This window comes from Aurantimonas sp., assembly GCF_964217435.1.
Lineage (GTDB): Bacteria > Pseudomonadota > Alphaproteobacteria > Rhizobiales > Rhizobiaceae > Aurantimonas > Aurantimonas coralicida.
In genome coordinates, this window is sequence record NZ_CAXPJM010000038.1 from 1 (window position 1) to 13427 (window position 13427).

A 13427-nucleotide genomic window follows, 5' to 3' on the forward strand; every position below is an offset into this window, starting at 1 on the left:
CGACCATGTTCCTGAACTACGACCTCCTGGCCAAGCGATGGGTGCGCTACGGCAAGATCTACCCGTTCGGCGAGACGCTGGCCGGCGTGCTGATGATCGCCGGCACCCTCACCTGGCTGTCGGCGCCGATCGCGCTGATCATCGGGACGATCGGTGCCGTGTCGGTCTTCTATGCGGTCTATGTGCAGAAGCGCGAACTCAAATGCGCCTGTGTCGGCGGCGGCTCGAACGTGCCCCTGGGCTTCGTGTCGCTGACCGAGAACCTCGTGATGATCGGCATGGGCCTGTGGATGCCCCTGCGCATGATGCTGTGGGGCTGAGCTCCGGGGCACTGCAATCGGAGGGCGACGAGGTCGAAACCTCGCCGCCCGGGATCTGATCGTTCAGGCGGCGTCGCTCACCATTGTTCCTGCGCGGCGCGCAGCATCAGCGTGTCGTAGCTGTAGTCGGAGATCCGCCACCACTGGTAGGTCCGGTCGCGATATTCCATCTGGTGGTCGAGCAGCTTCCTGAAGGCCGGGCTCTTCTCGCCGAGCTCCGCATAGACCTCCCTCGCCGCCGCGTAGCTCTTCTGCAGGACATCCTGCGGGAAGGCGCGGAGCTGCGTGCCCTCGGACAACAGACGGGCAAGCGCGATCGGGTTCTGGACGTCGTATTTCGCCGTCATCTCGGTGCCGGCGGCCATGGCCGCGGTCCGCACGATCGACTGGTAGCTGGCCGGCAGCGCCTTCCACTTCTCCAGATTGATGAAGAAGCTGAGCGATGCGGCGCCCTCCCAGAAGCCAGGGAAGTAATAGAAGGGCGCGATCTTCGACAGGCCGAGATTCTGGTCGTCCTGCGGCCCGACGAATTCGGCGGCATCGATCGTGCCGCGCTCCAGCGAGGGATAGATGTCGCCTGCCGCGATCTGCGTCGGCACGAGGCCGAGCCGCTGCAGGACATTGCCGGCGAGGCCGCCGATCCGCATCTTCAGCCCCTTCAGATCCTCGGCGCTGTTGATCTCCTTGCGGAACCAGCCGCCCATCTGGGTGCCGGTGTTGCCGCCCGGGAAATGCACCAGATCGTAGGTGGCGCAGAACTCGTTGAAGAGGTCGTTGCCGCCGCCCTCGTAGAACCAGCCATTCTGCTGGCGGGCATTCGGGCCGAACGGAATGCAGGTGCCGAAGGCGAAGGCCGGGTCCTGGCCGATATAGAAATAGGAGCCGGTCTGGCCCATCTCGACGGTGCCGCGCTGCACGCCGTCGACGATGCTCAGCGGCGGAATGATCTCGCCGGCGGCAAAGACCTGGATCTGGAAGCGACCGTCCGTCGCCTCGGTCACCGCCTTGGCGAAGGAATCGGCCGCGCCGTAGATCGTGTTCAGCGATTTCGGATAGCTCGATTGCAGGCGCCAGATCACCTCCGGCTGCGACTGCGCCAGCGCCGGTGCGGCCAGCGTACTGCCGACGGCGCCCAGTCCGGCCGTCGCCATGAAGTTTCTGCGGTCCATCACTCTTCCCCCGTTTCGGTGGCCCGGATGGGTCCGGGCGCCTCCCCCGGCGCGTGCGCTTGGCGCCGCGCCGCATGTTCACATCGCCGTCGTCAGGCCCCCGTCCACCACGAGGACATGCCCCGTGACGTAGGATGCCGCGGGCGAGGCCAGGAACACCGCCGCGCCGGCGATCTCCCGCGGCTGCCCCCAGCGCCCGACCAGCGACCGGCCGGCAAAATGCTCCGCGGCCTTCGGATCGGCGATCAGATCGGCATTGGCTTCCGTCGCGAAACCGCCCGGCGCGATCGCGTTGCTGGTGATGCCGTGCCGGCCGTATTCGGCCGCCAGCGCCCGCACCAGGCCGGTGAGCCCGTGCTTGGACGCCGTGTAGACCGCGTCGTAGGCGCGGGCGACATGGCCGGCGATCGACGTCATCATGATCAGCCGGCCATGGCCCTGCGGCACCATGAGCGCCGCCGCCTCGCGGGCAAGAACGATGCCGGCGGTCAGATTGGTGTCGATGAGCGCGCGGATGTCGTCATCGGAAAACTGCGCCAGCGGCTTGCGGTCGCGGGCCCCGGCATTGTGCACGAGAATGTCGAGCCGGCCGGCCTCTTCGTGGATTTGGCGCAGCGCCGCGCGCGTTGCATCGGGATCGGTGAAATCGAAATCGGCAATAACCGGCTCATGCGCGGTGCCCCGGATGCTGCCGGCCGCCGCTTCCAGGCGCGACCGGTCGCGGCCGGCCAGAACGACCCGGGCCCCCGCCTCGGCCATGGCCCGCGCGACCTCCAGCCCGAGCCCGCGGCTTGCGCCGGTGACCAGCGCCACCTGCCCCTCGAGCGAAAACAGGCCCGGCACAGGGATTGATCCGGCTTGCAGCGTCACGCGATCCGCCACGGCCCGGCATGTCCGACTGTCGCCCCGTTCGTCATCGCCCCCCCCGAACCGCCGCCGCATGCGCCGCCGGTCATGGCGCGCGTCGTGCCCCGCAGCGCAGCGCATACGATACGATTCGTCCCGGACTGTCATGCGGTATTACGACAGCGCTTGGAGGCGGAAGACACGCGCGCCATCCGCAAATAACGGCAAGTTTCGCGGCCCGGCGAAGATCGCACTGGTTTGTGCGCCGCACTCTGTGATTACCTTCCCGAGGCGCCGGTTCATCGGTGCTTTGCCGCATCGGGAGAGTGCGGCTGATCACCGTCTGGGAGGACAACATGACGAGGCTTCTGAAAGCTGCCGTATCGGCAGCCACCATCATGCTTGCGACCGGCGCCCATGCCGAGACCGCCGACAAGCGCATTGCACTGTCCAACAATTACGCCGGCAATTCCTGGCGCCAGGCCATGCTGGAAAGCTGGAAGACCGTGACCGACAAGGCCGTGGCCGACGGCATCGTCGCCGAAGCCGACGCCTTCACCACCGCCGAGAACCAGGCCACCGAGCAGGCCGCGCAGATCCAGAACATGATCCTGCAGGGCTACGACGCGATCGTCATCAATGCGGCGTCGCCGACGGCGCTGAACGGCGCCATCAAGGAAGCCTGCGATGCGGGCATTACGGTCGTCTCCTTCGACGGCATCGTCGAGGAGCCCTGCGCCTGGCGGATCGCCGTCGATTTCAAGCAGATGGGCGCCGACCAGATCGACTATCTGAAGGGCCGCCTGCCCGACGGCGGCAATCTGCTCGAGATCCGCGGACTGGCCGGCGTCTTCGTCGACGACGCCATCTCGTCCGGCATCCATGCCGGCGTCGAGGCCAATCCGCAGTTCAAGATCGTCGGCTCGGTGCATGGCGACTGGGCCCAGGACGTGGCGCAGAAGGCCGTCGCCGGCGTGCTGCCGTCCCTGCCGGAAGTGGTCGGTGTCGCGACCCAGGGCGGTGACGGCTACGGCGCGGCCCAGGCCTTCGAGGCCGCGGGCCGGCCGACGCCGATCATCGTCATGGGCAACCGCCAGGACGAGCTGACCTGGTGGGCCGAGCAGCGCGACGCCAATGGCTACGAGACCATGTCGGTCTCGATCGCGCCGGGCGTGTCCACCCTCGCCTTCTGGGTCGCCCAGCAGATCCTCGACGGCAAGGAGGTGCCGAAGGATCTGACCGTGCCGTTCCTGCGGATCGACCAGGACGGGCTCGACGAGGCCCTGAAGACGACGCCCGAGGGCGGCGTCGCCAATGTCGAGTACACGCTGGAAGACGCCCAGGGCGTGATCGCCGGCACCAACTGAGTTCGGACCCGATGACGACAGGCAGTGACGCTCCGGGGGCAGCCGGCCCCCGGGGGAACATTCTGGTCGCGCTGGAGAACGCGCGCAAATCCTTCGGGCCAGTCCGGGCTCTCGATACGGTCGACCTGACGGTGACGGGCGGCGAATGCCTCGCCCTCGTCGGCCATAACGGCGCCGGCAAGTCGACCTTGGTCAATCTGATCAACGGCAATCTGGAGCCGAGCGAAGGCGCGGTCCGATACGGCCTGGCCGACGGCACCGACGGTTCGGGCCAGATCGCGCGGCGCCGGGCCGGCGTGCGCGCCGTGCATCAGGAACTGTCGCTTTGCCCCAATCTGACCGTCGCCGAGAATGTCCGCATCTCCCAGCGCGACCTCACCGGGCGCGGCTGGCGCGGCCGGGCGGCACGCCGCGTCATGGCGGCGCTCGACGAGATCTTTGCCGGCCACCACATTCAGCCCGAGGCGATCGTCGGCGACCTGACGCTGACCGAGCGCCAGATGGTCGAGGTGGCGATCGGCTTTGCCGACAGCGCCGAGCCGGCGCGGCTGGTCATTCTGGATGAACCGACCTCGTCGCTGGATGGCTCGATCGCCGGGCAGCTCCTCGCCCATGTCCGCCGCTTCTGCGCCGGGGGCGGCTCTGTCATCTTCATCTCCCACATGCTGGGCGAGGTCTTCGACGTGGCGACCCGGATCGCCGTGATGAAGGACGGCCGCGTCATCGCCGATCGCGAGGCCTCCCACTTCACCCGGCAATCGCTGGTGTCGGCGATGGGCCATGTCGCTTCGGAGAAGGCCGCGCAGCGTGTCCGGCCGCAGGGCGCGGACATCCTGTCGACAGCCGAAGGGCTGAAGGCGCGGCGCGGCGAGATCGTGGGCCTTGCCGGGCTGGCCGGCCACGGCCAGGCCGAAGCGCTGGCCGCCTTCTACCTGTCGCAGACCTCGAACTGGCGGGCCCTGGCCCCGCAGGCGGTCTTCGTCGCCGGTGACCGCGGCCGCGACGGCATCTTCCCGCTGTGGTCGATCCTGCGCAATGCCACGCTGGCCGCCCTGCCGCGACTGACGTGCCGGGGCATGGTCGACCGCGAGGGCGAACGGACCCTCGCCGAGGACTGGCGCGAGAAGATCGGCATTCGCACCGACGACATCGACAACCCGATCCTGTCCCTGTCCGGCGGCAACCAGCAGAAGGTGCTGTTCGCCCGGGCGCTGGCGACCGAGGCCCCGATCGTCGTCATGGACGACCCGATGCGCGGCGTCGACATCGGCACCAAGACCCAGGTCTACGAGATGATCCGCCACGAGGCCGACGCCGGCCGCACCTTCCTCTGGTATTCGACCGAGATCGACGAGACGTGCCTGTGCGACCGCGTCTTCGTCTATCGCAACGGTGCCATCGCCTCCGAGCTGACCGGCGCGGCGATCACCGAGGAGCAGATCCTGTCGAACAGCTTCGAGATGCAGGGTCAGGCTGCATGAAGCCGAATCTGCGCATTCTCCTGCCGGTGCTTTCGCTGGCGCTCCTGCTCGGCGCGGTCTTCGTCATCCAGCCCCGCACCATGAGCTATCTCGGGCTGAACCTGCTGTTCAACCTGGCGGTCCCCATCGCGCTCGCCACCGTCGCCCAGATGATCATCATCATGGTCAACGACATCGACCTGTCGGTCGGCACCTTCGTCAGCTTCGTGGCCTGCGTCACCGCCACATGGCTGAACGACGCGCCGCTGATCGGCGCCGCCATTCTGGCGGCCTCGGTTCTGGCCTATGCCGGGCTGGGCGCGCTCATCCAGGCGCGCGGCCTGCCGGCCATCGTCGTCACCCTCGGCATGTCCTTCGTCTGGGCCGGGCTGGCGCTGATGATCCTGCCCTCGCCGGGCGGTGCCTCGCCGGGCTGGCTGCGCTGGCTGATGACGGCCAAGCCGCCGGTCGCACCGATGGCGATCGTCGCCAGCGTGCTGATTGCCGGCCTCGCCCATCTCCTGATCATGCGCTCCTCCTTCGGCACCGTGCTGCGCGGCTTCGGCGGCAACGAACGGACGCTGGCCCGGGCTGGCTGGTCGCTGATCCGCCTGCGCGCCAGCGCCTATGCCCTGTCGGCGGTCTTCGGCATTCTGTCGGGCATGACCCTCGTCGGCCTGTCGACTGCCGCGGACGCCAATATCGCGCTGCGCTACACGCTGCTGTCGATCGCCGGCGTGATCCTGGGCGGCGGCGAGTTCACCGGCGGCCGCATCTCGCCGGTCGGCGCGGTGATCGGCGCCCTGACGCTGGCCCTCGCCGGCAGCTTCCTGTCCTTCATCCGCCTGTCGCCCGACTGGCAGATCGGCGCCCAGGGGTTCATCCTGATCATCGTGCTCGCGGCGCGGCTGCTCCTGTCGGTCCGGCGGCGCAACCGGGGCGTGGCGGCATGATCGCGACGCTCTTCTCGCGCGCCTGGATCTGGGCCTTCGTCGCGGCGGGCATCACCTTCGCCTTCACCGCAGCCATCGGGCAGACCGCCGGCGGCACCGGCCTTCTGGTTGCGGCACTCACCTTCTCGGCCTTTTCGGTCATTGTCGGTCTCGGCCAAATGTTCGTCATCACGCTGGGCCCGGGCAATGTCGACCTGTCGATCCCGGCGACCATGACCCTCGCCGGCACCGTGTCGCTGAAATATATGGGCGGCGCGGCCGGGGCCGATGTCGCGCTTGTCGGGCTCCTGGTGGCGCTGGGCATCGGCCTTGGTGCCGGCATCGCCAATTTCGCCCTGATCAAGCTTCTGCGAATCCCGCCGATCATCGCAACCCTCGCCTCGTCCTTCGTCTATCTGTCGCTGGCGATCTGGTCGAACCGCGGCATCCGCATCAAGCCGCCCGAGGCGCTGTCCGATTTCGCCATCGGGCGCAGCCTCGGCCTGCCCAACGTCGCCTGGCTGGCGCTCGTCATCGCGGTCCTCGCCTGGGTGGCGCTCAATCGCGCCGCCTATGGGCGCAATCTGTCCGCTAGCGGCCAGAACCCGCGCGCAGCGCGGCTCGCCGGCGTTCCGGTCGATGCGGTGCGGGCCATCACCTACGTCCTCTGCGCCGGGCTCGCCGGGCTCACCGGCTTCCTGCTCTCATGCTTTTCCGGCGGGGCCGCGCTCAACATGGGCACGGAATATCTCCTGACCTCGATCGCCGTCGTGGTCATCGGCGGCTCCTCCATCGGCGGGGGCCGCTCCAACGTCCCCGGCATCTGGGCCGGCGCGCTGTTCCTGTTCCTCATCGTCTCGATGCTGAATTCCTACGGCCTCGGCGCCGGCGTCCGCCTGTTGATGACCGGCCTCATCATCATCGCCATCGTCGCCGCCGGCAGCCGGCCGGTCAGGGGCTGAGGAGGGCAAAGCCCGGGAGTCCGGGATCGAGGCCGGCCGGAATAGCCCGGCGGGCGCGCACAGTCGGCGGGCTGACGGGCACGGCGCCATCTCTCCGTCGCCGCAGTTCCCGCTTCTTGTGATGGACACGATCCGCGGCGAGATGGGCTGCCCTGCTCCGATGGCGGCCCTTGCGGATGGCCTCGACCTAATCCGCAGAAGGCACCGCACCAGCGATCGCTTGCAGACGACACGCTCTGTATAATACGCCTGCATACAGACGAATACGAATGCAGGAAATCGCTAGGGGAGCGGGACGATGCCAGGGACGGAACGGATCATCCAGATGGAGGCGCTGACCGGCGTCGCGGCGGCCATTCTCGCGGCGAACGGCCTGCCGCCGGAGGATGCGCGCTATTGCGCCGAATGTCTGGTCGAGGCGGATCTGCGCGGTGTGTCCTCCCACGGCGTCGCCCGCCTGCCGGTCTACGCCCGCCGCCTGAAGGAGGGCGTCCTCAACCCCGCCCCGACGCTCACCGTGACCGAGCGCATGCCGATCGCCGCGCATGTCGATGGCGACAACGGCATCGGCTTCGTCGTCGCGCGCAGGGCGATGGACATCGCCATCGAGAAGGCCGCGATCTATGGCGTCGGCCTCGCCGCCGCCTCCCGCTCCAACCATTACGGCATGTCATCGCTCTACGTGAACCGAGCGCTCGAGGCCGGACTGGCCTCCTTCGTCTTCACCAATGCGGCGCCGACCATGCCGGTGTGGGGCGGGCGCGACCCGTTTCTCGGCACCAATCCGCTGGCCATGGGCGCGCCGGGCCCCACCCCCTTCGTCCTCGACATGGCAACCTCGGTGGCCGCCAAGGGCAAGGTGCGCCGCGCACTCGCGAAGGGCGAGAGTATCCCCGAGGGCTGGGCGCTGGATGGCGAGGGCCGGCCGACCACCGATCCGGCCGCCGCACTCGAGGGCGTGGTGCTGCCGCTGGGCGGTCCGAAGGGCTCGGGCGTCGCGGTGATGATCGATGTCCTGGCCGGCATCATGTCGGGTGCCGCCTCCGGCGACGGCGTTATCAACCAGAATGACGACTTCACCCGCGGTCAGGATGTCGGCCATTTCTTCCTGGCGATGCGGCCGGATCTGTTCATGCCGGCAGACGCCTATGCCGAGCGCGCACGCGATTACGCCGAGCGGCTGAAGGCCGGCCGGAAAGCCGCGGGCTTCGGGGAGATCCTGCTACCCGGCGAGCCGGAAGCTCGCCGCGCCGAACAGGTCCGCCGGACGGGCCTGCGCCTCTCCGCCGATGACATCGCGGCGATCGATGCGGCGGCCAGGGACGCCGGCGTTCCGGGCCTCGCCTGAGCACGCCGCACGCCCGGCCCCGCCCGTCGGCCGATGCCGGAATTCAGGCCCGGTCGACGAAGCGATCCGGGCCTTTCCGATCAGGCCTGTTCCGTCTCGGCCAGGGGTGCCAGGGCAAATTTGGCGGCGATGGCGTTGAGGTCGGCGACGACATTGTCTGGCAGGTCGATGCCCTCGGCGCTGTTGCTGCGTGCGCGCTCCATCTCGACTTCTCCGGGCATCTTGATCTCGGAGAAGCCTTCGGCGGTGGCGCTGTCCTTCAGTTCGAGGACGAGATCGCGCACCCGGGCCGCATAGCCGCTCGACGCATGAATGCGCGAGACGTCGATCAGCAGCATGAAATGGCCGATATCCTGCGGCGTCTCGAAATCGCTGTAGAGATTGCCGAGCGAGCCGGCGAAGCGGCCGCCCGACAGAACGCCGCACAGCACCTCCACCATGATCGCCAGAGCCGAACCCTTCGGGCCGGACAGCGGCAGGACAACGCCGCGTTCGGCCGCACGACCGTCGCAGGTCGGCTTGCCGTCGGCGTCGAGCGCCCAGCCTTCCGGGATCGCCTCGCCGCGCTTGGCCGCCTCGACCACCTTGCCGCGCGCGACCACCGAGGTCGCCATGTCCATCATGATCGGCGTGCCGCCATCCACCGGCGTGCCGAAGGTCACCGGATTGGTGCCGATCACCGCCTGCCGGCCCCCGAATACCGCCATGGAGGGCGGCGCGTTGGTCATCGCCAGCGCGATGCAGCCCGCAGCCACCGCCTTTTCGACATAGAAGGAACCGGAGCCGTTGTGGTTGCTGCGGGCGACGGCCGCCACGCAGACGCCCTGCTCCTTCGCCGTGGCGATGGCCGCCTCGACGGCCGCGTCGCTGACCACCGGCCCGGGCCCGTTGTCGCCATCGACCTGCAGGAAGGCCGGCGCCGGCCGCTCAAAGCGGATGTCGGGCCTGGCGTTGACGGCGCCGGCGGCAATCCGCTCGGCATAGATCGGAATGCGCGTCAGGCCGTGCGAGCCATGGCCGCGCAGATCGGCATGGATCAGGACGTCGGTGACCAGCGCCGCATGCTCCGGGCTCAGTCCACTCGCCTCGAAGAGCGCGTTGGAGAACGGCCGGAGCGTCGCAAGGGAAAAGCGGGTCATCGGGTCGGCCTTTCGTCGTCGGTGCCGTTCATCTGATCGTAGAGGAGCCCCAGGGCAGCGCTGTCGAGCTTGGCGAAGCCGCTGTTGCAGGCCGCGACCAGCAACTGATGGGCAAGGCCCGTCGCCGGCTGGGCGCGCTTGTAGTGAGCCCCGACGGCCGCTGCGATGCCGAGATCCTTGCGCATCAACTCGGCCCGGAAGCCGGGCTCCAGATTGCCCTCGATGTAGCGCAGGGCATGGGCCTCGAGGACGCCGCTGCGGGCCGCGCCCGAGGACAGCACCTCGCGCATCACCTTCGGATCGACACCCGCGGCGCGGGCGAGCGCCACCGCCTCGAAGGCGCCCATCATGTTGACCGCGACCATCAGCTGGTTGCAGGCCTTCACCGCCTGTCCGGCGCCGAGCGGGCCGACATGGTGGATGTTGGTGCCCATGGCGTCGAGAACCGGACGGGCGCGCGCGACATCGGCGTCGCTGCCGCCGCACATGATCGTCAGCTTGCCCTCTTCGGCGCCCTTGCGACCGCCGCTGACCGGCGCATCGACCAGGCCGGCGCCGACATTCGCCAGGACGGCCCCCATTTCCTCGGCCTCGAAGGGGGCAATGGTGGAGCAGTCGACGAGCAGCCCGCCCTCCCACGACGCCGAGGCGAGGCCGTTGTCGCCGGTCAGCGTCTGGCGCAAAGCCGCCGCATCCGGCACGCAGGTGACGATCAGTGTCGTGCGGCCTGCGATCACGGCGGGGCTGTCGACGATCTCGGCCCCGAGCGCCCGGAAGGCATCGGCCTTCTCGGCCGACGAGGTCGTCGCCACCAGCTTGAAGCCGGCCTTGAGGATGTTCTTCGCCATGCCGGCGCCCATCACGCCGAGCCCGATGAATCCGATGGTGTCCGTCATGGGGTCTGTGTCCTTTCGACTGGCTGCGCCCTGCCCTGCCGCCGGCTGCGGTGGGCGGCGAGGACGAACAGGGCAAGCGCCGCCACGCCGAGGGTCAGCGAGACGGGATTGGTCAGGAACGGCTCGAACGATCCCTGGGACCGGGTGAGCGCCTGTCGCAGGGCCTGTTCGAAGGGCGGCGTGATGATGAAGGTGATGAGCAGCGGTGCGACGGGTATGTCGGTCCGGTTGAAGATGAAGCCGAGCACGCCCGCGCCCAGCATCACGTAGATGTCCATGACATTGTTGCGGGTGACGTAGCTGCCGGCGACGCACACCAGCGCGACGCAGGGCATCAGGTAGATCTTCGGGATGCGCAGCGTCATCGCCAGCGGCCGTACGGCGAAATAGCCGATCGCGACCATCAGGAGCGTGGCGAACAGCAGCGCGAAATAGATCGTGTAGACGATGTCCGGCGAGGTGATGAAGATCAGCGGCCCCGGGGTCACCCCCTGCAGGACGAGCGCGCCGAGCAGGATCGCGGTGACCGCGTCGCCGGGCACGCCCAGCGCCAGGGTCGGGATGAAGGTCGCACCGACGACGGCATTGTTGGCGCTTTCCGAGACGGCGACACCGCGCGGGTCGCCCTTGCCGAAGGTGTCGTTCCTGTTGAGCGACCGCTTGGCGTCGGCATAGGACATGAACGACGCGATCGTCGCGCCGATGCCGGGCATGATGCCGATGGCCGAGCCGATCGCCGAGGCGCGGGTCATCGGCATGAGCATGCCCTTGATCTCGCTCCAGCGCAGGCGATTGGCCGCAAGGTCCTCGTCGCCGAGATCGAACTTGCGTTCGCCCTGGGAGAAGCGGCGTGTGGCTTCCTCGATGATTTCCGCGACGGCGAACAGGCCGACCAGCAGCGGCACATAGGTCAGCCCGTCCATCAGCGCCGTCGAGCCGAAGGTGAAGCGCGGGGTGCCGACCATGGGATCGGTGCCGACGGTAGCGAGCAGCATGCCGATCGCGCCGGACAACAGCCCCTTCATCAGCGAGTTGCCGGACAGGATGCCGATGATCAGGAAGGTGAAGAACAGCAGCGAGGCGATCTCGACCGGCCCGAAGCGCAGGGCGAAATTCGCCAGTTGCGGGGCCAGGAGGACGAGCAGGACGATGCTGAAGATCGAGCCGAAGGCCGAGGCGATCAGCGAGATCCGCAGCGCCTTGGTCGCCAGCCCCTGCTGGGCCATTGGATAGCCGTCGAAGATGGTCGCCGCGGACGCCGGGGTGCCCGGCGCATTGAGCAGGATCGCCGAGATCGAGCCGCCGAAGATGCCGGCGCCGTAAAGGCCGATCAGCGTCACCAGCGCCTGGTCCGTGGGCATGAAGATGGTCAGCGGCACGGCCAGCGCCACCGCGATATTCACCGAGAGGCCGGGAATGGCGCCGATGATCAGCCCCACCGCCACCGAGACGAACAGGGTGAGCAGGGTGACCGGCTCCATCAAGCCCCAGAAGGCCTGCAACAACGGGTCCATTGATACCCCTTCGGGTGGTTAGAACCACGCCCCGGACGGCAGCGGGATCAGGAAGAGCTTGCGCAGCACCTGGTCCACCAGCACCGGAACGGCGAGCGTCAGGATCAGGGCGATGAGCCAGCTGGCGGGGCGGTAGACGAGGAACACCGCGACCATGAACAGCACCGAGGCGGCGAGGAAGCCGATCGACGGCATGGCGAGGGCGTAGATCACCAGCATGACGGTGAAGACGAGGCCTGCGCCGAGCCCGCGGCCGAAGCGGCGGTCGCCGTCGACCGCGGCCGGGCCGCTGGTGGCGAAGACGCCGACGCTAAGAAGCAGCGTCACCGCCCCGGCGAAGTTCGGCAGGGCCGTCGGCCCCACCGAGTAGAAATCGCCGGTGCCCATCGCCGCCGCGCTGGCTCCCACTTCCGGGACGAGGATCGCCAGGAAATAGACCGAGGCCAGGCCGCAGACGATGGCGACAACCCGCGTGGCTGTCATTGCGCGGTCTTCGGGGTGTCGCCCATGGCGTTGGCGATGGAATCCGACATGTCGCGCATCGCCTTTTCGAAATCGGCGCCGCTGAGATAGCCCGGCGTGATGTTGCCGCGCTCGGCCAAGGTCCTGAAGGTGTCGGACTCGATGGCCTTGGTGAAGCGGTCCTGCAGATACTCGGCCACCTCGTCCGGAATGCCGGCCGGTGCAACGAGCCCCTTCATGTTCTCCAGGTCGACGTCGTAGCCAAGCTCGGTCAGCGACGGCACGTCGGGCAGCTGCTCGGCCCGGTCCGAGGTCGTGGCGATGGCGTTGACATTGCCGGCCTCGACCTGCGCCGCGGCATCGCCCGGCGTGATGATCGCCATGTCGACATGACCGCCGAGCAGGGCCGCAAGGGCCGGTGCGCCGCCCTGATAGGGCACGTGCTGGATCTGGATGCCGGCTTCCTTCTCGAACACCAGGAAGGCCGAATGCAGGATGCCGGCCGGACCGGAGGAGGCATAGGCGAGCTTGCCCGGATCGGCCTTGGCCGCCTCGACCACCGCCTCGACGCTGTCGAGGCCGCTGCCCTGCTTGGTGACGATCACCATGTGCTCGCGATTGACCCGCAGGATGCCGCGGAAATCATCGAGGCTGTAGGAAATCTCGCGATGGTTGGGCACCGAGGTGCTCTCGCTGCCGCCGGCGACGAGCAGCGTGTAGCCGTCGGGCTCGGCCTTGGCGACGGTCTCGGCGGCCAGCGTGCCGGATGCGCCCGGACGGTTCACCACCACCAGCGGCACGGGGAAGAACTCCTGCGCGGCCGAGGCGATCAGGCGGGCGGTCTGGTCGGTACCACCGCCGGGCGCGAAGCCGACGATGATCTCGATCGGGCGCTCCGGCTTCCATTCCGCGCTGGCCGGCGACGCCACCGCGGCGGCGACGAGCCCCATGGTGACGGCAATCGTCTTGACGAATTTCATGATGTCCTCCCTCTTGTGTTGATTGGTCTTCC

At 68.4% G+C, this 13427-nt stretch carries 13 protein-coding genes; 6 read left to right on the forward strand and 7 right to left on the reverse strand.

The features are described 5' to 3' along the window. On the forward strand, positions 1 to 320 hold a 320-nt coding region (locus tag ACEQX1_RS15310; RefSeq protein WP_370197005.1), incomplete at its 5' end, for a MauE/DoxX family redox-associated membrane protein. Positions 321 to 397: 77 nt separating this feature from the next. On the opposite strand, the gene ACEQX1_RS15315 is transcribed toward ACEQX1_RS15310, so the two are convergent. Together ACEQX1_RS15315 and ACEQX1_RS15320 are read right to left on the reverse strand one after the other, a co-directional pair. Next, positions 398 to 1489, reverse strand: coding sequence for a TRAP transporter substrate-binding protein (locus tag ACEQX1_RS15315; RefSeq protein ID WP_370193984.1), 1092 nt, complete (start codon positions 1487 to 1489; stop codon positions 398 to 400). Between the two features lie 78 nt (positions 1490 to 1567). Further along, positions 1568 to 2359, reverse strand: coding sequence for an SDR family oxidoreductase (locus ACEQX1_RS15320; protein ID WP_370197006.1), 792 nt, complete (start codon positions 2357 to 2359; stop codon positions 1568 to 1570). A gap of 332 nt (positions 2360 to 2691) precedes the next feature. Between ACEQX1_RS15320 and ACEQX1_RS15325 the strand changes: the two genes are divergently transcribed. The 5 genes from ACEQX1_RS15325 to ACEQX1_RS15345 all read left to right on the forward strand — a co-directional run bounded on the left by ACEQX1_RS15325 (position 2692) and on the right by ACEQX1_RS15345 (position 8404). Next, positions 2692 to 3702 carry an ABC transporter substrate-binding protein gene (locus ACEQX1_RS15325; RefSeq protein ID WP_009208008.1) on the forward strand — a complete coding sequence of 337 codons (1011 nt, stop codon included), beginning with the start codon at positions 2692 to 2694 and terminating at the stop codon, positions 3700 to 3702. An 11-nt stretch (positions 3703 to 3713) separates the two neighbouring features. Next, the gene (locus ACEQX1_RS15330; RefSeq protein ID WP_370193982.1) at positions 3714 to 5183 is read left to right on the forward strand and encodes an ATP-binding cassette domain-containing protein; all 1470 of its coding nucleotides are present in this window, start codon (positions 3714 to 3716) and stop codon (positions 5181 to 5183) included. Beyond that, the gene (locus ACEQX1_RS15335) at positions 5180 to 6115 is read left to right on the forward strand and encodes an ABC transporter permease (RefSeq protein ID WP_370193981.1); all 936 of its coding nucleotides are present in this window, start codon (positions 5180 to 5182) and stop codon (positions 6113 to 6115) included. Before ACEQX1_RS15330 ends, ACEQX1_RS15335 begins: the two co-directional genes overlap by 4 nt. Next, on the forward strand, positions 6112 to 7056 hold the full coding sequence (locus tag ACEQX1_RS15340) for an ABC transporter permease (protein ID WP_370193980.1): 945 nt from the start codon (positions 6112 to 6114) through the stop codon (positions 7054 to 7056). Before ACEQX1_RS15335 ends, ACEQX1_RS15340 begins: the two co-directional genes overlap by 4 nt. A gap of 298 nt (positions 7057 to 7354) precedes the next feature. Beyond that, positions 7355 to 8404, forward strand: coding sequence for an Ldh family oxidoreductase (locus tag ACEQX1_RS15345; RefSeq protein WP_370197007.1), 1050 nt, complete (start codon positions 7355 to 7357; stop codon positions 8402 to 8404). An 80-nt stretch (positions 8405 to 8484) separates the two neighbouring features. On the opposite strand, the gene ACEQX1_RS15350 is transcribed toward ACEQX1_RS15345, so the two are convergent. From ACEQX1_RS15350 to ACEQX1_RS15370, 5 genes are read right to left on the reverse strand one after another with little or no spacing between them, the layout of a single operon-like run. Beyond that, positions 8485 to 9543: an Ldh family oxidoreductase gene (locus ACEQX1_RS15350; protein WP_370193978.1), complete on the reverse strand. Its 1059-nt coding sequence runs from the start codon at positions 9541 to 9543 to the stop codon at positions 8485 to 8487. Continuing rightward, on the reverse strand, positions 9540 to 10439 hold the full coding sequence (locus ACEQX1_RS15355) for an NAD(P)-dependent oxidoreductase (protein WP_370197008.1): 900 nt from the start codon (positions 10437 to 10439) through the stop codon (positions 9540 to 9542). Before ACEQX1_RS15355 ends, ACEQX1_RS15350 begins: the two co-directional genes overlap by 4 nt. Continuing rightward, on the reverse strand, positions 10436 to 11953 hold the full coding sequence (locus ACEQX1_RS15360) for a tripartite tricarboxylate transporter permease (RefSeq protein WP_370193976.1): 1518 nt from the start codon (positions 11951 to 11953) through the stop codon (positions 10436 to 10438). Before ACEQX1_RS15360 ends, ACEQX1_RS15355 begins: the two co-directional genes overlap by 4 nt. Positions 11954 to 11971: 18 nt before the next feature. Beyond that, positions 11972 to 12436 (reverse strand): tripartite tricarboxylate transporter TctB family protein, encoded by a 465-nt coding sequence (locus tag ACEQX1_RS15365; protein WP_370193975.1) that lies wholly within the window; start codon positions 12434 to 12436, stop codon positions 11972 to 11974. Continuing rightward, complete coding sequence (locus ACEQX1_RS15370) at positions 12433 to 13395, reverse strand: Bug family tripartite tricarboxylate transporter substrate binding protein (protein ID WP_370197009.1); 963 nt, start codon at positions 13393 to 13395, stop codon at positions 12433 to 12435. The genes ACEQX1_RS15365 and ACEQX1_RS15370 overlap by 4 nt, the downstream gene beginning before the upstream one ends. Positions 13396 to 13427: the final 32 nt, after the last annotated feature.

Excerpts from the sequence above, each read along its gene's own strand:
- ACEQX1_RS15315 (WP_370193984.1), bottom strand. The coding sequence starts at position 1,489 with ATGGACCGCAGAAACTTCATGGCGACGGCCGGACTGGGCGCCGTCGGC.
- ACEQX1_RS15325 (WP_009208008.1), top strand. The coding sequence starts at position 2,692 with ATGACGAGGCTTCTGAAAGCTGCCGTATCGGCAGCCACCATCATGCTT.
- ACEQX1_RS15330 (WP_370193982.1), top strand. The coding sequence starts at position 3,714 with ATGACGACAGGCAGTGACGCTCCGGGGGCAGCCGGCCCCCGGGGGAAC.
- ACEQX1_RS15335 (WP_370193981.1), top strand. The coding sequence starts at position 5,180 with ATGAAGCCGAATCTGCGCATTCTCCTGCCGGTGCTTTCGCTGGCGCTC.
- ACEQX1_RS15340 (WP_370193980.1), top strand. The coding sequence starts at position 6,112 with ATGATCGCGACGCTCTTCTCGCGCGCCTGGATCTGGGCCTTCGTCGCG.
- ACEQX1_RS15345 (WP_370197007.1), top strand. The coding sequence starts at position 7,355 with ATGCCAGGGACGGAACGGATCATCCAGATGGAGGCGCTGACCGGCGTC.
- ACEQX1_RS15350 (WP_370193978.1), bottom strand. The coding sequence starts at position 9,543 with ATGACCCGCTTTTCCCTTGCGACGCTCCGGCCGTTCTCCAACGCGCTC.
- ACEQX1_RS15355 (WP_370197008.1), bottom strand. The coding sequence starts at position 10,439 with ATGACGGACACCATCGGATTCATCGGGCTCGGCGTGATGGGCGCCGGC.
- ACEQX1_RS15360 (WP_370193976.1), bottom strand. The coding sequence starts at position 11,953 with ATGGACCCGTTGTTGCAGGCCTTCTGGGGCTTGATGGAGCCGGTCACC.
- ACEQX1_RS15365 (WP_370193975.1), bottom strand. The coding sequence starts at position 12,436 with ATGACAGCCACGCGGGTTGTCGCCATCGTCTGCGGCCTGGCCTCGGTC.
- ACEQX1_RS15370 (WP_370197009.1), bottom strand. The coding sequence starts at position 13,395 with ATGAAATTCGTCAAGACGATTGCCGTCACCATGGGGCTCGTCGCCGCC.